At 54.1% G+C, this 20,045-nt stretch carries 16 protein-coding genes and 1 tRNA gene; 3 read left to right on the top strand and 14 right to left on the bottom strand.

Annotated elements, in window-relative coordinates; all coding sequences use genetic code 11:
* Nucleotides 1-61 precede the first annotated feature (61 nt).
* Nucleotides 62-149, top strand: a tRNA-Ser gene (locus SD961_RS12775).
* A gap of 337 nt (nt 150-486) precedes the next feature.
* Here SD961_RS12775 and phoH read toward each other — a convergent pair.
* From phoH to efeU, 4 genes are all read right to left on the bottom strand, one after another.
* On the bottom strand, nt 487-1,275 hold the full coding sequence (phoH, locus tag SD961_RS12770; protein WP_318790733.1) for a phosphate starvation-inducible protein PhoH: 789 nt from the start codon (nt 1,273-1,275) through the stop codon (nt 487-489).
* 569 nt (nt 1,276-1,844) lie between these two features.
* Nucleotides 1,845-3,131 carry an iron uptake transporter deferrochelatase/peroxidase subunit gene (gene efeB / locus SD961_RS12765; RefSeq protein WP_318790732.1) on the bottom strand — a complete coding sequence of 429 codons (1,287 nt, stop codon included), beginning with the start codon at nt 3,129-3,131 and terminating at the stop codon, nt 1,845-1,847.
* Nucleotides 3,132-3,137: 6 nt separating this feature from the next.
* Nucleotides 3,138-4,259 carry an iron uptake system protein EfeO gene (gene efeO, locus SD961_RS12760; RefSeq protein WP_318790731.1) on the bottom strand — a complete coding sequence of 374 codons (1,122 nt, stop codon included), beginning with the start codon at nt 4,257-4,259 and terminating at the stop codon, nt 3,138-3,140.
* A gap of 54 nt (nt 4,260-4,313) precedes the next feature.
* Complete coding sequence (gene efeU, locus SD961_RS12755; RefSeq protein ID WP_318790730.1) at nt 4,314-5,147, bottom strand: iron uptake transporter permease EfeU; 834 nt, start codon at nt 5,145-5,147, stop codon at nt 4,314-4,316.
* A gap of 285 nt (nt 5,148-5,432) precedes the next feature.
* On the opposite strand from efeU, the gene SD961_RS12750 reads away from it, so the two are divergent.
* The gene (locus tag SD961_RS12750; RefSeq protein WP_318790729.1) at nt 5,433-5,618 is read left to right on the top strand and encodes a hypothetical protein; all 186 of its coding nucleotides are present in this window, start codon (nt 5,433-5,435) and stop codon (nt 5,616-5,618) included.
* Here SD961_RS12750 and putP read toward each other — a convergent pair.
* On the bottom strand, nt 5,615-7,099 hold the full coding sequence (putP, locus tag SD961_RS12745; protein ID WP_318790728.1) for a sodium/proline symporter PutP: 1,485 nt from the start codon (nt 7,097-7,099) through the stop codon (nt 5,615-5,617). The two genes, SD961_RS12750 and putP, sit on opposite strands and share 4 nt — an antisense overlap.
* A 421-nt stretch (nt 7,100-7,520) precedes the next feature.
* On the opposite strand from putP, the gene putA reads away from it, so the two are divergent.
* Complete coding sequence (gene putA, locus SD961_RS12740; RefSeq protein ID WP_318790727.1) at nt 7,521-11,471, top strand: trifunctional transcriptional regulator/proline dehydrogenase/L-glutamate gamma-semialdehyde dehydrogenase; 3,951 nt, start codon at nt 7,521-7,523, stop codon at nt 11,469-11,471.
* Nucleotides 11,472-11,528: 57 nt separating this feature from the next.
* Here putA and SD961_RS12735 read toward each other — a convergent pair whose 3' ends face one another.
* The 9 genes from SD961_RS12735 to SD961_RS12695 form a co-directional block, all read right to left on the bottom strand.
* Complete coding sequence (locus SD961_RS12735) at nt 11,529-12,608, bottom strand: acyltransferase family protein (RefSeq protein WP_318790726.1); 1,080 nt, start codon at nt 12,606-12,608, stop codon at nt 11,529-11,531.
* Nucleotides 12,609-12,758: 150 nt separating this feature from the next.
* Nucleotides 12,759-13,856 (bottom strand): acyltransferase family protein, encoded by a 1,098-nt coding sequence (locus tag SD961_RS12730; RefSeq protein ID WP_318790725.1) that lies wholly within the window; start codon nt 13,854-13,856, stop codon nt 12,759-12,761.
* 238 nt (nt 13,857-14,094) lie between these two features.
* On the bottom strand, nt 14,095-14,847 hold the full coding sequence (gene tcyN / locus SD961_RS12725) for an L-cystine ABC transporter ATP-binding protein TcyN (protein ID WP_318790724.1): 753 nt from the start codon (nt 14,845-14,847) through the stop codon (nt 14,095-14,097).
* A gap of 42 nt (nt 14,848-14,889) precedes the next feature.
* Nucleotides 14,890-15,558, bottom strand: coding sequence for a cystine ABC transporter permease (gene tcyL, locus SD961_RS12720; protein WP_318790723.1), 669 nt, complete (start codon nt 15,556-15,558; stop codon nt 14,890-14,892).
* On the bottom strand, nt 15,558-16,361 hold the full coding sequence (tcyJ, locus tag SD961_RS12715) for a cystine ABC transporter substrate-binding protein (protein ID WP_318790722.1): 804 nt from the start codon (nt 16,359-16,361) through the stop codon (nt 15,558-15,560). The genes tcyL and tcyJ overlap by 1 nt, the downstream gene beginning before the upstream one ends.
* Before the next feature lie 161 nt (nt 16,362-16,522).
* On the bottom strand, nt 16,523-17,509 hold the full coding sequence (locus tag SD961_RS12710; protein ID WP_318790721.1) for a D-cysteine desulfhydrase: 987 nt from the start codon (nt 17,507-17,509) through the stop codon (nt 16,523-16,525).
* A 90-nt stretch (nt 17,510-17,599) separates the two neighbouring features.
* Entirely contained in the window at nt 17,600-18,103 is a 504-nt protein-coding gene (gene fliZ / locus SD961_RS12705) for a flagella biosynthesis regulatory protein FliZ (protein ID WP_318790720.1), read from the bottom strand.
* A gap of 43 nt (nt 18,104-18,146) precedes the next feature.
* Nucleotides 18,147-18,869, bottom strand: a complete 723-nt coding sequence (locus tag SD961_RS12700) for an RNA polymerase sigma factor FliA (RefSeq protein ID WP_318790719.1) — start codon at nt 18,867-18,869, stop codon at nt 18,147-18,149.
* Between the two features lie 145 nt (nt 18,870-19,014).
* Nucleotides 19,015-19,983 carry an HNH endonuclease signature motif containing protein gene (locus SD961_RS12695; protein WP_318790718.1) on the bottom strand — a complete coding sequence of 323 codons (969 nt, stop codon included), beginning with the start codon at nt 19,981-19,983 and terminating at the stop codon, nt 19,015-19,017.
* Nucleotides 19,984-20,045: the final 62 nt, after the last annotated feature.

Here is a 20,045-nt window from a genome sequence, read left to right as displayed (position 1 = left end):
CGCCTTCTACTCCCTATAGTAGCGCCCCGTCGCCCCCTGGGACGGCGCAGTAAAACAATACGGTGAGGTGTCCGAGTGGCTGAAGGAGCACGCCTGGAAAGTGTGTATACGGCAACGTATCGAGGGTTCGAACCCCTCTCTCACCGCCATATTTAAAGAGAAAGTCTGAGCGAAAGTTCAGACTTTTTTTTTGCATGCTACACCGGAGAGAGGGGTGAGAAGCCTCGACAGGGTTCGACAAAACGGCAGGAGAGCCGTTTTGCACAGCTCTGCTGCCTGAAAGGCGAGGCACATGGAGGTGCCTCGTGATCCCCCTCTCTCACCGCCATATTTAAAGAGAAAGTCTGAGCGAAAGTTCAGACTTTATTTAAAGAGAAAGTCTGAGCGAAAGTTCAGGCTTTATTTAAAGAGAAAGTCTGAGCGAAAGTAGAGACTTGCATAAAAAAAGCCCGGATTTTCATCCGGGCCTGGTCAGTTTTTTTACGGTTAGCCGTAAGCAAGCAGCGTTCGCTGGCAGAGCTGTGAACGGACGCAATCTTCTTTACCGAAACGCACCACGCTTACCATGTCATCATCCTCAAAACGCGCCAGGGCATCGCTGAGGCCTGACTGAACATGCGATGGCAAATCACACTGGGTGATATCGCCATTGACAATCACGGTGACGTTTTCCCCAAGGCGAGTCAGGAACATCTTCATCTGGGCGGCGGTGACGTTTTGCGCCTCATCAAGGATCACCACGGCATTTTCAAAGGTTCGTCCACGCATATAAGCGAAGGGAGCAATCTCCACCTTGCCGATTTCGGGACGCAGACAGTACTGCATAAAGGAAGAACCGAGACGTTTAACCAGAACGTCATACACTGGCCGGAAATAAGGGGCGAACTTCTCGGAGATATCTCCGGGCAGGAAGCCCAGATCCTCATCCGCCTGAAGCACCGGACGCGTAACAATAATCCTGTCAACATCCTTATGAATCAGGGCTTCAGCCGCTTTCGCTGCGCTGATCCAGGTTTTACCGCAGCCCGCTTCGCCCGTGGCGAAGATCAGCTGTTTGCTCTCTATGGCTTTGAGATAGTGCGCCTGAGCTTCATTTCGGGCTTCAATGGGCGTGTAGTCGCGCGAATCACGCGCCATCCCTATTGAATCCAGCCCACCCATCTGCACCAGCGAGGTGACCGATTCTTCTTCACGCTGACGATGACTGCGTGAATCGCTACGAAGCACACGTTTTGCTTCACGACGAGCTTTGATCACTGCTTTCTGTCTTCCCATAGTGACACCTTACAGTTGGTTTCATTTCCCGCATCTGAAATCGATGCGATTACGTGAACGCTTTAGAGGTTTCGGTGGCTTCCTTTTAAGCCTTGTCTGGCCAGAGATTAGGCGCATAGCCTGGCATAAGCGCAGCTGTGCACCGGTCGGGATTTATCGTAAGTTGGCCGTTAGAATAGAAAACTGAGAAAGTTGTTGGGGAAGAATCGCCCTCGCATAAAGCAGCGAAACTTTTTTTGTCGTACTGATGTCCGTTAAAGGACTTTACCATTCGCGATCTCCGTAGTGAATCTGACAACACTTCTTTCTACCGCTGTTAATAAAGTGCTACAAACCTCAGTTCGAAAGCAACATCTATTTTACGTCAAGCGTAGCAATCTCAGAATTTATTGCCAGCAGGTGGCGGAAAATTAAAAATTTTTTAAGCCTGTTCAGCGGGTTAGGAATTTTTTAATCATTAATCTGATTCGGAAAAGCGTGAGGAGAGCAGGGAACACAGGCAGGCGGCTATATTGATTAAAAAATAACCTTCCACCTCAGGGAGAGGCAGAAGGCGCAGACGTTAACGATCAGGCTTCAAGTAAAGACTGGCCGAGATAATGCTTATCGTCAGGAACGCCGGGCAAAACAAAGAAATAGCCTCCGCCAACCGGCTTAATGTATTCCTCAAGCGCCTCACCGTTCAGTCTTTTTTGCACGCTGAGAAAACCTTTTTCTAAATCATGCTGATAACAGATAAATAACAGGCCCATTTCAAGCTGACCGGCATTAGAGACGCCCAGCGAATAACTATAGCCACGCCGCAACATTAAATTGCTCTGCGTTTCCAATGTTCGCGGATTGGCCAGACGAATATGCGCATCCAGCGGCGTGACGTTGCCGTCGGGGTCGCTGGCATAATCAGGCACATCATGCTCATTTTGCATGCCTAACGGCGCGCCGCTCTTTTTTACCCGGCCAAAAATGGTCTCCTGTTCCCGTAACGGCGTCCGGTCCCAGAACTCAACATGGAACTGAATGATTCTGGCGGCCTGATAGCTGCCTCCCACGGCCCACGCGGGTTCCCCCTGCCCTTGCGTCACCCACAAAATAGAGTCCATCAGGGGTTGATTGGTCGTGTCCGGATTCGCCGTTCCGTCCTTAAAGCCTAACAGGTTGATCGGCGTCTCTTTCCCCTTACTGCGCGCAGCATGGTCCGAGATAAAACCCTCACGACGCCAGCGCACGCTGAGTAAATCTGGGGAATGTTTGATGATATCCCGCAGAGCATGGATCACCGTGTCGTTGGTATTGGCGCAGATTTGCAGCAGCAGGTCGCCATGACAGAGCCTGGCATCTAACGAATCGTTAGGGAAGCGGGTCATTGCCTGCAGTTTGTGCGGCTTATGCGGCTGAAGGCCATAGCGCTCATCAAACAGCGAATGGCCCACAGAGACCGTTATCGTCAGGTTATCGGGGTAGATCTCCTCCCCAAGAATGCCGGAATCCATTGGCGGTAAACGAGGATTGCTGACCAGTGGCGCTTTACCGCCCTGAGTAAGGAAGGCAATACGATCGTTCAACAGCCTGAATAAACGCACCAAATCCGCTTTATCCGTTGCCAGCACGTCAAAGGCCACAATCATCATCGCGGCCTGTTGCGGAGTGGTAATGCCTGCCTGATGCAGGCCATAAAACGGTTGGGCCTCCTGCCGGGCAGTTGGCGATAACGCCCCCGGCGAGAAGGATTTGTCGTCGGGGGCGGCATGAGCCGGACAGCCGCCAGTCACTGCAAGGGCACCGCTGAGGATGCCCATGCCTTTTAATAAACGACGGCGCGACGGCATGGCCGCGTCGTCAACAGGTTGCCTTGCCATCTACAGTTAATCCAGTCCCAGTGTTCCACGTAGTTTAGAAAGATCTTCAGCCAGCGTTGTGATCGGGCCTTTCATCGCGTTGCGGTCAGCATCAGTCAGCAAGTCGTAGGATTTATAACCCTCTTTAGTGCGGTATTTTGCCAAGATACTGTCTACTTTTTTGAAGTTGGCATCGATCTTCGCCAGCAACGGCGCATCGGCCTTCTGCAACATCGGACGCAGCAGCTCCACAATTTTCTGTGCACCATCAACGTTTGCCTGGAAATCCCACAGATCGGTACGGCTGTAACGATCTTCTTCACCCGAGATTTTGCTTGAGGCCACTTCTTCAATCAGACCGGCAGCGCCGCCTACCACTTTACCCGGCGGGAAGGCGAGTCCGGCGATGCGTTTTTGCAGATCCAGCACGTCAGTGTTCAGCTGCGCTGCATAGGTTTCCATGCCTTTGGTGCTGTTATCGCCCCAAAGCGCTTTCTCAAGCCGGTGGAATCCGGTGAATTTAGGATCTTCCGCTTTCTTCTCGTAATCATCTTCACGGGCATCAATGCTGCCGTCCAGATCTGAGAACAGCTCAGCGATCGGTTCAATACGCTCGTAGTGGCGGCGGGTTGGCGCATAGAGCGCTTTCGCTTTCTCAATGTCCCCTGCCTTTACCGCATCAGTAAACGCTTTAGTGCTGGCGACCAGCTCCGCGACTTCCTGAGTAACATACGCTTTATAGTCAGCGACAGGTCCGGCTAACTGCATGATATCTGGCTTACCGTCCGACGGGGCACTGGCACCTTTCACAATCAGCTTGCCTTTCGGGTTGCTCAGCAGGCCGCAGGTAAGGTCATATTCCCCCGCTTCCAGATTAGCGGTCAGTTTCTGCGTGAAGCCAGGCGCGATATTTTCACGCTCTTCCACCACCATCACGCCTTTCAGAATTTCCCATTCCAGCCCTTTCTGGCTGTTGTTCTGAATAATAAACTGAGTTTTACCGGCATTAACGGTGACCGTCATCGGGTCACACTGACGGTCATTAACGCTGATTTTAACCTGAGGAATATCTGCAGCCATTGCCGTGGCTGAGCCAGTCAGCAGGGTAACGAGCGCGGCCAGCGCATGCCGGCGAAAACGAAGAGTCATAAGTAAATATCCCTGTAAAAGTTAACGTGCCCGTAGTCAGGCACGGACAAAAGCTTAACGCGTGGTGTGGAATGCAGCAGCCTGAGAACGCACCGGCATATAGAACAGCAGCAGTGCGGGAACCAAATAGATAAACCAGACCGCGACTTCGCTGACGCTTGGCGACTCCTGATAGCCCAGCATGCTTTCCAGCAGCGTGCCGATCAGCGTACTGGTTGAGAGCGTGTTACTGAGATCAAAGGCGATCGACTGGAAATGATTCCACAATCCCGCCTCATGAAAAGCACGGATAGCGCCCCCCGCCAGACCAGCGGCCACCAGCAGAATAAACAGGCTGGTCCACTTAAAGAAGGTAGCCAGATTCAGGCGCACGCCGCCCCAGTAGATCAGCATCCCCAAAACCACGGCAGTAGCCAGGCCAAGAATGGCCCCAATCGGCGGCGCGATCCCCACATCCTGCTGGAAAGCGGCCAGCAGAAAGAAGACCGACTCCAGCCCTTCACGCGCTACGGCCAGGAACACCATCATAATCAGCGCCCAGCCGCTGCTTTTCCCCTTCTGCAATGCATTGTCTACCGCCTCTTCCAGCTGAGCCTTGACGTTACGGGAGACCTTACGCATCCAGAACACCATATAAGTCAGGATGAACACGGCAATAACCGCCACGATCCCTTCAAACAGCTCCTGCTCTTTTTGCGGAAATTCACCGGTGGTTTCGTTGATAAAATAGCCCACGCCCAGGCACAGGGTAGCGGCAACAAACACGCCAACCCACATGGCGCCAAACCACTCACTGCGCTGGGTCCGCTTCAGGTAACTGGCAATCAGGCTGACTATCAGCGCGGCTTCCAGCCCTTCACGTAACATGATGAGAAACGGGACGAACATCTTCAGGACCTCAAAGAATTAAGCCATTCAGCCAGGGTAAAGAAACGTAAATCAAAACGATATCGATTATCATTATCGGCAAGAAAAACACAAGAGCAGGCGCGACTATTTTCACATTCTGCGAGCAGGGCTGTGCTGGTTGGGTGAATAAAAAAGCGCGGTTCAGTTAGGGCCAGAAAACGGTTGGGTCTGTGCCAGGCAAAATGCGTCGTCAGAAGGATAAAAAGCCGAGAATAAAAATTTTCAGCGGTGCCAGGTTGCGGCGGCGCGCGGCAGGAAATTTACTTGCGCCAGAAATGGCGGCGCGCGGCAGAAAATTCACTTGCGCCAGAAATGGCGGCGCGTGGCAAAAATTTACTTGCGCCAGAAATGGCGGCGCGCGGCAGAAATTTCATCAACAGGCTGGGCCGCATCAGCTCCCAGCAAACAGTGATCGGGCGGCAGAGCGTCGCCCGATCAACTCGCGATTAATCTGCGTTATATTCCGCTTCAGCCGCATCGAAACGCTGTTGCGCAGCAGCAGAAGGCTCACGGCCCATCAGGCTGACAATCAAAATCGCCAGGCTGGCAAACAGGAAGCCAGGGATGATTTCATACAGATCCAGCCAGCCGTACTGCTTCCAGATAAGCACGGTTGCCGCACCGACAATCATACCAATCAGTGCGCCGTTGCGGGTCATGCGTTTCCAGATCAGCGAGAACAGCACAACCGGGCCAAAAGCGGCACCAAAGCCTGCCCATGCATAGCTGACCAGACCCAGCACGCGGTTATCGGGGTTGGCTGCCAGGGCAATGGCGATGACTGCCACCAGCAGCACCATCAGACGTCCTACCCATACCAGCTCGCGCTGAGAGGCATTTTTACGCAGGAAGTTTTTATATAAATCTTCCGTCAGCGCGCTGGAACAGACCAGCAGCTGGCAGCTAAGAGTCGACATCACCGCCGCCAGAATGGCTGACAGGAGAATTCCGGCAATCCACGGATTGAACAGAATGCGGGCCAGTTCGATAAAGATACGCTCGCCGTTTTCCGAGACGCCGGAAGCCTGATCAGGATGATTCTGGAAGTATGCGATGCCAAAGAAGCCGACGCCTACCGCACCCAACAGGCAGAGGATCATCCAGGCCATACCGATACGGCGGGCAGAACGGATGGAGCGATGAGAGTCTGCCGCCATAAAGCGCGCCAGAATGTGTGGCTGCCCGAAATAGCCCAGTCCCCAACCCAGCAGAGAGATAATCGCCACGAAGTTAAGGTTTTTAAGCATATCGATATTTTCAATGCTTTTCGCCTGGATCACCTGCAGCGAGTCGCTGAGTCCACCTACGGCAAAAATCACTATCACCGGCGTCAGGATCAGCGCAAAGAACATCAGCCCGGCCTGTACGGTATCGGTCCAGCTTACTGCCAGGAAGCCACCCACAAAGGTATAGAGGATGGTTGCAGCGGCCCCGGCCCACAGCGCTGTTTCATAACTCATGCCGAAGGTGCTTTCAAACAGACGAGCGCCCGCAACGATGCCGGAGGCGCAGTAGATAGTGAAGAACACCAAAATGACCAGAGCGGAGATAACACGCAGCATTTTACTATTATCTTCAAACCGACTGGAGAAGTAGTCCGGCAAGGTCAGCGCATTATCATGGTGTTCTGTCTGCACGCGCAGGCGGCCCGCGACAATTTTCCAGTTAAGATAAGCACCGATGGTCAGGCCAATGGCGATCCAGCTTTCTGAAATCCCGGAAAGGAAGATAGCGCCCGGCAACCCCATCAGCAGCCAGCCACTCATATCGGAAGCACCGGCAGAGAGCGCAGTCACCACGCTGCCCAGGCTGCGTCCACCCAGAATATAGTCATCAAAGTTTTTCGTAGACCGGTATGCAATTAAACCTATCAGCACCATGCCGAGGATATAGACGCAAAAGGTCACCATCATTGGTGTACTTACAGTCATTCAGGTTCTCCACTTATTATTGTTAATGCGCACCGCCAGCGCTTACCGGGACGCACCGCTGGAACGTCGCGACGCCCCTGCTGGCTTAGCGCGGGGTATCCTGCCGTAAACCGCTTTTTCGCACAAACGATTTAACACAGTAGTTACAGCAATTTCACCCTTCATCACAGGTCTTGGTTTAACAGGTTGCACTGGATCACATTTCAACCGGTTGCACCAGGCGGTTACCCCGCGCAAAGCCCCATTTTTTCCTGCCTGTTTAATTCTGGCCGGATTCTTGCAGCAATATCCATGCCGCTTTTCATTACGCGGTTTTAAACTCTGCAAACCAGGTCACATTTAACACGGTTGCACAAAGTTGCAACTTAAGTGATATTGCTTGCCAACATCGACATTCTTTTTTTGCAAGGAGTTCTCAGGCATGGGCACAACCACCATGGGCGTGAAGCTGGATGAAGCCACGCGTGAGCGTATCAAACTGGCCGCAGGCCAGATTGACCGCACCCCACACTGGCTGATCAAGCAGGCTATCTTTAACTATCTTGAGCAGCTGGAAAAAGGCGATGCCCTGCCTGAATTCCCGTTACAGGCGCTGCCGCAGGAAGGGGAAGAAACCTTGCCAGAGGAGCAGCTTCAGCCATTTCTGCAGTTTGCTGAGCACATTCTTCCCCAGTCCGTTGCCCGTGCGGCGATAACCTCCGCCTGGCGCCGTCCGGAGACCGAATCGGTGCCGATGATGCTGGAGCAGGCGCGTTTACCCGCTCCACTTGCCCAGCAGACTTACCGTCTTGCCCATCAGCTGGCCAGCAAGCTCAGGCACCAGAAAGGTGCAACCGGACGCGCCGGCATGGTGCAAAGCCTGCTGCAGGAGTTCTCTCTCTCTTCGCAGGAGGGGGTGGCGCTGATGTGCCTGGCCGAAGCCTTATTGCGTATTCCGGATAAACCTACCCGCGACGCGCTGATCCGCGACAAAATCAGCAACGGTAACTGGCAGTCTCACCTGGGACGCAGCCCTTCCCTGTTTGTAAACGCCGCGACCTGGGGCCTGCTGTTTACCGGCCGCCTGGTTTCCACCCATAACGAAGCGAACCTTTCCCGTTCGCTGAACCGCATTATCGGTAAAAGCGGCGAACCGCTGATCCGCAAAGGCGTTGATATGGCGATGCGCCTGATGGGGGAACAGTTTGTTACCGGTGAAACAATCTCTGAAGCGCTGGCGAATGCCCGTAAGCTGGAAGAGAAAGGTTTCCGCTACTCTTATGACATGCTGGGTGAAGCCGCGCTGACCGCACAGGATGCGAAAGCCTACCTGCTCTCTTATCAGCAGGCGATCCACGCTATCGGTAAAGCCTCTAACGGACGCGGTATTTATGAAGGTCCGGGCATCTCCATTAAACTCTCTGCCCTGCATCCACGTTACAGTCGCGCGCAATATGAACGCGTGATGAACGAGCTTTATCCGATCCTGAAATCGTTAACGCTGCTTGCGCGCTCTTACGACATCGGCATCAATATTGATGCGGAAGAGGCGGACCGTCTGGAACTGTCGCTGGATCTGCTGGAGAAACTCTGCTTTGAGCCGGAGCTGGAAGGCTGGAACGGCATCGGCTTTGTGATTCAGGCTTATATGAAGCGCTGCCCGGCAGTGATTGATGCGCTGGTGGATCTGGCACAGCGTAGCCGCCGCCGCCTGATGATCCGCCTGGTGAAGGGGGCCTACTGGGACAGCGAAATCAAACGCGCTCAGATGGAAGGTCTGGAAGGCTACCCGGTTTATACCCGTAAGGTCTATACCGATATCTCTTATCTGGCCTGCGCGCGCAAACTTCTTGCGGTGCCCAATCTGATTTATCCGCAGTTCGCCACCCATAACGCCCACACGCTGGCCGCTATCTATCAGCTGGCGGGTAATAACTACTATCCAGGCCAGTATGAGTTCCAGTGTCTTCACGGCATGGGTGAACCGCTGTATGAGCAGGTCGTAGGTAAAGTGGCTGACGGTAAATTAAACCGCCCATGCCGTATTTACGCGCCGGTGGGGACGCATGAAACGCTGCTGGCTTACCTGGTTCGTCGTCTGCTGGAAAACGGCGCGAATACCTCATTCGTGAACCGTATTGCCGATAACACCCTGGCGATTGAAGATCTGGTGGCCGATCCGGTGGAAGAAGTGGAGAAAATGGCGCGCGTTGAAGGGGCCGTTGGCTTACCGCATCCTAAAATTCCTCTGCCGCGCGAGCTTTATGGCAAAAAACGTCAGAACTCTGCGGGATTGGATCTGGCTAACGAACATCGTCTGGCCTCTCTCTCCAGCGCCCTGTTGAACAGTGCCATTCAGCCCTGGCAGGCTGGCCCGATGATTGACGGTAAGCCGGAAGCCGGTGAAGCACTGCCGGTGATCAACCCGGCTGAGCCGACAGATATTGTGGGCTATGTTCGCCACGCCACGGAAGCCGATGTCTCAACCGCGCTTGATGCCGCCGTCAGTGCCGGCCCCATCTGGTTCGCCACTCCGCCAGAAGAGCGCGCCGCCATTCTGGACCGCGCCGCCGTACTGATGGAGGGACAGATGCAGCGGCTGCTGGGCATTCTGGTTCGCGAAGCGGGTAAAACCTTCAGCAATGCGATCTCTGAAGTGCGTGAAGCGGTTGATTTCCTGCATTACTACGCGGGCCAGGTACGCGATGACTTTGATAACGAAACGCACCGCCCGCTTGGCCCGGTGGTCTGTATCAGTCCGTGGAACTTCCCGCTGGCCATCTTTACCGGCCAGATTGCCGCCGCGCTGGCCGCAGGCAACAGCGTGCTGGCTAAACCAGCCGAGCAGACGCCGCTGATCGCCGCCGAAGCGGTAGCGCTTCTTCACGAAGCTGGCGTGCCGGTTGGCGCGTTGCAGCTGTTGCCGGGCCTGGGTGAAACTGTTGGCGCGCAGCTGACTGGCGATCCGCGCGTGCGTGGCGTGATGTTCACTGGTTCTACCGCTGTCGCCACCCTTTTGCAGCGTAACCTTGCCGGTCGTCTTGATCCCCAGGGTCGTCCTACCCCGCTGATTGCCGAAACCGGCGGGATGAACGCAATGATCGTTGACTCTTCGGCACTGACCGAGCAGGTGGTGATTGATATTGTCGCCTCGGCGTTTGACAGCGCCGGGCAGCGCTGCTCTGCCCTGCGTCTGCTCTGCGTACAGGAAGATGTGGCTGACCACACGCTGAAAATGCTGCGTGGCGCAATGGCTGAATGTCGTATGGGCAACCCTGAGCGTCTCTCAACGGATATTGGCCCGGTTATCGATGCGGAAGCCAAAGAGAATATCGAACGTCATATCCAGGCGATGCGCACTAAAGGCATGACCGTTTACCAGGCAGCCTGGACCAACCCGGAAGAGAGTAAAGAGTGGCAAAGCGGCACCTTTATTCAGCCGACGCTGATTGAGCTGGGCAGCGTCAGCGACCTCGATAAAGAGATCTTTGGTCCGGTGCTGCACGTGGTGCGCTACAAGCGTAACACCCTGCCGCAGGTTATTGAGCAGATCAACGCCTCCGGCTATGGCCTGACATTGGGCGTGCATACCCGCATCGACGAAACCATTCTTCAGGTTACTAACAATGCACGTGTAGGTAACCTCTACGTCAACCGTAATATGGTCGGCGCGGTGGTGGGCGTGCAGCCGTTTGGTGGCGAAGGTCTCTCTGGCACCGGCCCGAAAGCGGGCGGACCGCTCTATCTCTACCGTCTGCTGTCACATCGTCCGGATGGCGCGCTGCGCGTGACGCTGGATCGTCAGGATGGCGTGCAGCCGGTTGATGCCGCGCTGCGCCCAGGGCTGCTGGCACCACATCAGGCGTTAACGGAATGGGTGAGAAACAAGCCGGAGCTGGCGGCACTCTGCGCACGCTTTGCCGAGCTGGGCCAGGGCGGCACCGTCCGTCTGTTACCAGGTCCAACGGGCGAACGCAACACCTTTGCCCTGCTGCCAAGAGAACGCGTGCTCTGCCTGGCGGATAACGAAGAAGATGCGCTGGTTCAGCTTGCTGCGGTTACCGCCGTAGGCAGTGAAGCGGTCTGGCAGGCTGATGAGTTGCATCGCACCCTGCTGAGGAAACTGCCTGCTGAGGTGCAGCAGCGTATTCATTTGAGTCCGCAGCCTCTGGCCAATGCTGAAGCGTTTGACGCGGTGATTTATCATGGCGATGCCGATCAGCTTCGTGAAGTATGCGAGACGGTGGCGACACGCGAAGGCGCGATTGTCTCGGTACAGGGCTTTGCCCGTGGCGAAACCAACCTGCTGCTGGAACGTCTGCTGATTGAACGTTCGCTCAGCGTGAACACTGCGGCGGCAGGCGGTAACGCCAGCCTGATGACCATCGGCTAATCACTCTGTAGCGATAAAAAACGGGGCGAAATTCGCCCCGTTTTTATTACCGCCAACTCAAGGTTGCACGTTCAGTTTCATGCGCAGCAGCTTAGGATAGATAAACAGATTTTTCCCCACGCCACGGTTCAGCAACGTCCAGATCCCTACCGAGCAGCCTGCACAGAGCGCCACCATCGCAATCGGGAAGCCCACCGCCCAGAGCAGGGAAAAGGCTTTGCTGGCAAACAGATTGTGGCTGACGGCGAACAGAATGGCTGACATCCCGAAGAACTCAATAAAGATGCGATGCAGCACATAGATCTGCAGCGTGTTTTTGCCGATCCAGTTCAGCCAGCGCATGCTGAAGTAGTGGTTCAACGTTCTGAAGAGCGCAATGCAGCAGAGAATGGCGATCACACACAGGAACAGGCTTTCATGCATTCCCATCATTACATGCACAACGGTCAACGCACCCAGTATCGCCCAGGGCACCAGATTACTACGATGCCATTCACTCCACCGCATCATGGTGCTGCTGTAGAAGGCGCCAAACAGGAAGAAGAGGAAGTACTGTGACAGACTCTCCGGCCCCCACCCTGGGATAGCCTTGACCACTGCTGCATAGTTCAGCGCTATCGCCACCAGCAGCATCAGGCCTTTCTGCTTGTGGAACAGCTTGGCAAACAGGAAGAACAGGCCCAGGGCATAGAGATACCAGGAAGAGCTCATTGCCAGCAGCATCAGCTTTATAAACTGCAGCGGCGTAGCAGCCCAGGCGGCATTAACGTTATCAGAGAGGTGATCCCCCATGATTTCGCCAGAGACGCCGTTAATCATCAGCCACTGGATCACTCCCCATAAAAAATAGAGATAGAAGAGATTTGTGACGCGGCTGGTGAACACCTGTTTCCAGGGGCGGTTAACGATAGCGTTGGCTGCCAGCAGACCGGACACAAAGAAAAAGGCCGGCATTCGCAGCGGAGAGAGATAGTTATTAAAAGCGACCCATAATTTCGCCGGGAAAAATCCGGCGGTTAAATGGGTTATCATTTCAGCATAGCCTGGTAGTACAACGTGATATAAAACCACTAACAAAATGCAGGTGCCTTTCAGGCTGTTCACCCAGGCGATTTCTTTCTTATTGCTATTATTCATTCTATTACTCCAGCTGTTATCGTCATATTTTATAAAAGCGTGGCAGCAACGTATCCTGGTGCTGAGGGTAACTTTATTATTATGTGGTACAGGTAGATCGGTGGTGCATAAAAGCTCAGGGCCGATATTATCGGCCCCGAGTAAAGAGTGTCAGCTATTGGCAATATCCGGCACCGGCCGCGGTTTCCTCAGTAAACGGGGATAGAGGAACAGCGCCCGACCAGGGCCACGATTAAGCAGCGACCAGACCAGCAACGACACAACAGTGCAGGTGGTGACGGCAACCACAGGTAGCGTCAACGCCCAAATCAGTGAGAATGCAGTATTGTCAAACAGGCTGTATTTCACCGCCAGCGTCAGTACGCTCAGGCCCAGCAGTTCGATGAAAATGCGGTGCAGCACATAAATCTGCAAGGTGTTGCGGCCAATCCAGTTAAGCCAGGCCATATTAAAGCGCGTGTTCAGCGCCCGGCACAGGACAATGCCAAACACAATGGAGAGCATGCAGTAGAACGGATTTTTGTACAGGCCCAGCGCATGATGAGCCAGCCCAGCAAGCGCAAAGGCACCCAGAATTAACGCATTTCTGCGGGTCATAAAGCTCAGCTCAACCAGATAATGGCTGAAGAAGGCGCCCAGCAGGAAGTAGACGAAGTTTTGCGCCACGCTGGCTGGCCCCCAACCTGGTATCAGGCTGAACTGCGTGGCGTAGTTGACCAGCAGAGCCGCGACTATCAGTACCATTTTCTGGCGGTGGAAAAGTTTCGCCACTACAAAATAGCCCGCCAGCGCGTAGAGATACCACAGGCTGGTCATTGAGAGTACCAACAGCTTGATAAACTCAACGGGAGACTCTGCATAGGCAGCATTCTTAGCGGTTGAGAGCTTTTCTCCAATCAGGTTGGCAGAAATATTATAAATGCTCACCCACTGGATCACCCCCCAGAGAATATAGAGGTAGAGAATATTGCTGAATTTTTTAGTAAAAACCTCTCCCCACGATTTCTTATTAATGGCGCTGATTGCCAGCAAACCCGAAACAAAAAAGAATGCCGGCATTCTCAGAGGAGAAAGGTATTTATTAAAAGCGACCCACATTTCCGCTGGCAGCAGGCCGGCAGAGAGATACTGGAGAGAAGGCATAAAGGTGGTGATGATGGTGTGGTGCAGCACCACCAGTAATATACAGCCGCCCTTTAGGGTATTAATCCAAAGGACTTCATTTTTTCCGGTACCGGTAGCGGCCATAGCACTTAATCCAAATTAACAAAAAACTTAACGAATTATTTACTTTTGTCTACGGGAAAACTATGAGGTAACTCCTAATTGGCTTTTTAGCAAAAGGTTTTCAATGTGGTGAAAAGGCTAAAGAGAGGATTCTCAGCAGGATGCGCGGGAAGGTGCCTGTGGATATTTAAGATTATCCTTAATTAATTTGCGTTAAGTACTGAAAGAAATAACTCGCCGGTTAATCCGGCGAGGTAAATTAATGATTAAGAAACTTTTCCAGAAACTGACGAGTGCGGGGATGCTGCGGCTGGGTGAAGAGCGTTTTGGCCTCGCCCTGCTCCACAATCCGTCCTTGATCCATAAAGATCGCCCTGTCTGCCACGTCACGGGCAAAGCTCATCTCGTGCGTGACGATCACCATCGTGCGCTTTTCCTGGGCCAGCGAGCGGATGGTGTTCAATACCTCCCCCACCAGTTCAGGATCGAGCGCAGAGGTAGGTTCATCAAACAGGATCACTTCAGGCCGCATAGCCAGCGCACGGGCGATAGCCACACGCTGCTGCTGGCCGCCGGAGAGCTTGCGGGGATAGCTCTCCTCTTTACCCTGCAACCCGACTTTTTCCAGCAGCTCACGGGCGCGGGCGACAGCTTCTGCCTTCGGCTCACGCTTGACGATGGTTGGCCCCTCAATGATGTTTTCCATCACCGAGCGATGCGGAAACAGATTGAAGCTCTGGAACACAAACCCCACCTGCTGACGGAGACGGCGCACCTGCTCTTTCTGTTTATGCATGCCCAGCGCGGCATCAATTTTAATATCCCCCACCTGAATAGTGCCGCTGTCCGGGACCTCCAGCAGATTAATGCTGCGCAGTAACGTGGTTTTCCCCGATCCGCTCGGGCCGATAATCGCCACCACTTCGCCCGACCTGACTTCAAGATCGATGCCATGCAGTACCGTCTGCCCGTTAAACTGTTTCACCAGCTTGCTGACTTCAATCGCGCTCATGTTGGCTCCCGAATCTGTTTATGCCGGTGGCTGAATGCGCACTCATTTTGACTCCTTGTCCTGACGGTTAACGCGATCTTCCAGCCTGCTTTGCAGCATGGAGAGCAGCGTTGCCATTACCCAGTAGATCAGGGAGGCAGCCAGATACATGGTGAACACCTCCAGCGTACGGGAGGTAATAAGCTGAGCCTGACGAAACAGCTCCGGCACCTGAATGGTGGCGGCCAGCGAGGTATCTTTTACCAGGCTGATAAAGCTGTTACCCAGCGGCGGCAAAGCCGTACGGGCAGCCTGCGGTAAAACGACCCTGCGCAGAGTTTGCCAGCGCGTCATGCCGATGCTGGCTGCGGCTTCCCACTGTCCGCGCTCAATAGCGGCGATAGCACCGCGCAGGGATTCAGAGGCATAAGCCGCAGTGTTCAGCGAAAGACCAATCATGGCGGAGGGAATCGGGTCCAGCTCAATGCCAAACTGTGGCAGGCCGTAGTAGATCATAAACAGTTGCGCGATCAGCGGCGTACCGCGAAAAATTGAGACGTAGCAGCGTGACAGCCATGAAACCGGCCAGAAATGCGACAGGCGCATCATGGCCAGAAGAAAACCGAGCAGCAGGCCGAAGAACATCCCGCCGATGCTCAGCTGAAGCGTAAAGAGCGCACCCTTTAATAAAAAAGGTGCTGAATCAAGCACCAGTTGAAGGCTTTCCTGCATTATTTAGTTACGTCCGCGCCAAACCATTTTTCAGAGAGTTTAGCCATCGTGCCATCTTTCTGCATCTCTGCAATGGCTTTATTGATGGCGTCCAGCAGTTGGGCATTACCTTTACGCAGTGCCACGCCAGATTCCTGACGTGAGAATGCCGGACCAGCCGCTGCCAGCGTATCGCCGGTTTTTTTAACCAGATCCAGCGCCGCCAGACGGTCAACCAGAATTGCATCAATACGGCCTACGCGCAGATCCTGATATTTAGTTGGATCATCATCATAAGTGCGGATATCCACATCTTTCACATTCGCACGCACCCACTGCTCGTAGTTGGTGCCCAGACCAACGCCCACTTTTTTACCTTTCAGATCGTCTGCTTTGGTGATGCTTGCCGCATTCTCTTTTTTGGTTAACGCCTGAATACCGGAAATGGTGTAGGGCGTGGAGAAGTCATACTTTTTCTTGCGCTCGTCAGAAATGGTGACCTGGTTAATCACTACATCGATGCGTTTGGAGTCCAGCGAGGCGAGCATGCCGTCCCATTTGGTAGGTTTCAGGCTGGCCTTTACGCCAAGATGCTGTGCCAGCGAATTGGCAAAATCGACTTCAAAACCGGCCAGCTTGCCGTTTTCATCCTGAAAACTGAAGGGCGGATAGGTGCCTTCCAGGCCAACCAGCAGCGAGCCGCGCTCTTTTACTTTATTAAGCAGGTTTTCATCTGCCGCAAAAGCGTTGAGCGAAAAGCCAGCCACCAGCGCCAGCGACATAGCGCCTATCGCCAGACGGCGACGTACCAGAGAGAAATTCATAAGGACTCCACTGTGTTATGAGTTTATCAGCGCCATGCCCACCGCTGGCATTAAAAGTAAGCGGTGCCGTGACGCCAAAGCAAACGGTTATCTTTGACCGGAAAAATGTATTCGAGCCGCTTCGTTAAAGCCAGCGGCATCACCAAATTTTTGGATCCACCTTATACCGAAGGGTGATAAGCAAACAGCGCGGGCGCCCCGCCGGTATGCACAAAAACGATCGGCCCTTCGCGGCGGAAACGATTCTGAGTGATGCCGTCAAGCAAACCAGCCATCGCTTTGCCAGTATAGACCGGGTCCAGGAAAATCCCTTCCAGGCGGGCCAGCAGCTTAATGGCTTCCATCCCCTCCTCATTGGGTATGCCATACTGGGGAGCGAAATAGTCATCCCAAAGCGTGATGGGCGCAGAGGCGGTAAGCTCCAGCGATGCGGCGAGCTGCTGCTGGATCGCCACTACTTTCGGGCGCTGCTCGTCAGCTTTACGTGAGACGGTGACGCCAACCAGTTCAGTCTCTGGCATCAGCACTTCCAGGCCAACGGCCAGACCCGCATGGGTGCCGGCACTGCCCGATGCGACCACGACAGCAGCAAAGTCGACCACGCCTTCGCTTTGGTGCGCTATCTCCTGCGCGCACTCCACGTAGCCCAGCGCACCCAGGGCATTCGAACCGCCGACCGGCACGATGTAGGGACGGAACCCCTGCGCTTCCAGGCGGGTTGCCTGCTCTTCAAGCTGGGCGTTCGGGTCATGCAGTGCATCCACCATGATCGCTTCGGTATCCATCAGCTCCAGCATCAGACGGTTGCCGTTGGCAAGGTAGTTTGCCGATGTCGTGGCAATAGGGTTTTCCAGCAGCGCAACGCACTTCAGCCCGAGTTTAGCGGCCACCGCTGCCGTCTGGCGCACGTGGTTGGATTGAATGGCACCAGCCGTCAGCAGCACGTCGGCACCCTGACGCAGCGCATCCGCCGCAAGGAACTCCAGTTTTCTCAGCTTATTGCCGCCGAGCGCAACCGGGGTGAAGTCATCACGTTTGATAAAGATGTCGCGGCCAAGATAATCAGAGAGGCGCGGCAGATGCTCCAGCGGCGTGGGTGACCCCAACAGCTCAAGCCTGGGAAAGGAAGATAAAAGATGTAAGGACAATGTAGCCTCCGCAGATAGCGCTAACAGTTATCCTTACAGTTTTACAGAAGAAAGCAAAAAGGTAACGTAAAAGAGCGTGCGCTCGTCACCCTAAGTGCGCTGCCAGCCTAAAAACTGGTCATATTTGCGCAAAGCGATACGGTAGTTGTTGTTACCGGCATCCGGTAAGTCATTTTCCAGGCATTCATGCCAGCTATTGCCCCGCAATTTTTCAGCAGGGAAATTACGCGCCGACAGCATATCGTCCAGGCGGCGCAGGCGAACAACATATTCGCGAATAGTGCTGTGGCTCATCTCGGTCTGCTCAAACAGATACTGTTTGAACGCCATAATATCGAAGTAATTCGGATGCGTATTGCAGAAGATGTCGCTACAGAAGCGGCAAAGCGCCGTCAGTTCATTCTGAAGTTTTAACCAGACCTGATCGTCGATCAGCTGGTCCATCCGGGCTATGGCCTCTTTGTTGATTATCTGACCGCGAAACACCAGTGCCATACGGTCCAGTACCTTGCCACAATGTGAACAGTTACTCTGGCTGTGTTTGTAGTCTTTCAAATAACGACTTAACGGCCTCATTTTTATTTTGGATCCCATCTGAGAGTCCCCGGTTGGTGTTGAGAGTGCAAAACTGACTCCGTCAGCGCGCTCCCGTTAACCGGGCGCGCAGGCGTTTTATCGCCTGACTGTGCAGTTGGCTAACGCGGGATTCCCCCACCTCCAGCACTGCGCCAATCTCTTTCAGATTCAGCTCTTCCTGGTAATAGAGCGTCAGCACCATTTTTTCGCGGTCGGGCAAAGCCTCGATCGCTTCAATGACGCGCTCGCGCAGATTTCCTTCCATCAGTTGGTGAAGAGGGTTGGCCTCTTCATGGCCTTCCGTTACCAGTTCTGCGCTGTCGCCGTGTTCTTCCCGGAATTCGTCATAGGAGAACAGCTGGCTGTTATTGGTATCCAGCAGGATCTGCCGGTACTCCTCTAGTGAAACGTCCAGCGACGTCGCCACTTCCTGTTCGGTAGCCGATCGCCCAAGCGACTGTTCTACCTTGTGCATGGCTCCGGCCACCTCACGTGCGTTACGACGCACGCTACGAGGCGCCCAGTCGCGGCTGCGTAGCTCATCCAGCATCGCTCCCCGAATGCGCTGTACGGCGTAGGTGGTAAAGGCTGTGCCCTGTAGCGCGTCGTAGCGCTCCACGGCGTTTAACAGCCCAATGCCTCCTGCCTGCAGCAAGTCATCCAATTCAACGCTGGCTGGCAATCGAACCTGCAGGCGCAATGCTTCATGGCGCACCAGCGGTACATATCGCTGCCATAGCGAGTTTTTGTCCATCACCCCATCGGCGGTATAGAGATCGTTCACTCTGACTACCCTGCGTTAGTTAAGTTATCGGCATGATTATCCGTTTCTGTAGGGGAGATTGATTGGGGGAATAGCGGTAATAAAGGCGGGTTATTTCATTTTTGTGTAAAAAGGCGGCATGAAGCTACTGCCGCCCCGCCACCTGCTAACGTAATTGCAGAAGTTTCTCGCGCGTGGCAGCCGGGACCTTATCCCAGAGCAGGCAGGATTGACCGTCAATCTCATGATAAGACTCACTTAATCTGACCTCATCCTGCAGGCCATGACGGAATGTCACTCTGCCACTTGCCCCATCAATGGTCAGTAACCGGTTGGTGAACAGTCGGTGTAAATCACTGCGCAAAAAAAGGCCGTTATCGACGCTGTTGTCTGTCAAAAAACCATCTTCATTTTCCAACATATTGATATGACAGGCTTCCACCCACGGAAACGGTGTCTGTTCCAATACGCGAGTCCCGGTAATCACGCAGGCGCCATAGCGCGCTTTCACCGCAGCGGCAAACTCCGCCTGACTGGCACGCTGCCAGACGCTGGCTTTGACCTGCCTGCCCACTTGTGTTCCGGCGATAACACCCGCAGGCGTAGTGAGCAAAGGCGTGGTCAGCACCACCAGAAACTGAATACGGCGTGAAAGGGTAAAGCAGGGATGCGCCTGGGTATCAAACAGCTGCCAGTAGTTATCCTCTCCCTCTTTGCGCATCAGCGAGAGTTTATAGCCCCGGCTGGCCAGCAGGTTCTGGGCCGCAGCCGACGCCGGGTCCAGCATGGCGTAGACGTGACTCTCCCCCATCACCTTCCAGCGGTTTTCCAGCTTTGCTGCTGCGGTGCGGCGGAAATAGAAGAAGGGAAGCTGCTGCCTGAGGTAATACTCCATCCGTCGCAGGTAGTTTTTGCGCTCGTTATCATTAGAGATAAACAGCAAATCCTCCAGCGGACTGTTGGTTTCTTCATTAGCAAAAACGGCACGGATCACCAGGTTGCGATAGCTGGTTGAGGGGCTGAGCAGCGCACGGGCCGTTAGCTCCTTCTCTTCAGGATATTTCAACGCGTAGCGTTGGGCTATCTCTTCAAAGCTCAGCATGTCGCCCGGGATAAAATCAACGTTGAAGCGCATAGACACTCCAGAGATAAAAAACCCCGCGGGCGCGGGGTTTTAAGGAAGTTTTTATCAGAGCA

It is taken from the genome of Erwinia sp. MMLR14_017, assembly GCF_033657285.1.
Classification (GTDB): Bacteria; Pseudomonadota; Gammaproteobacteria; order Enterobacterales; family Enterobacteriaceae; genus Erwinia.
Note: the sequence above shows the minus strand (reverse complement) of the source record. Positions and strands in the feature narration are given on the sequence as shown.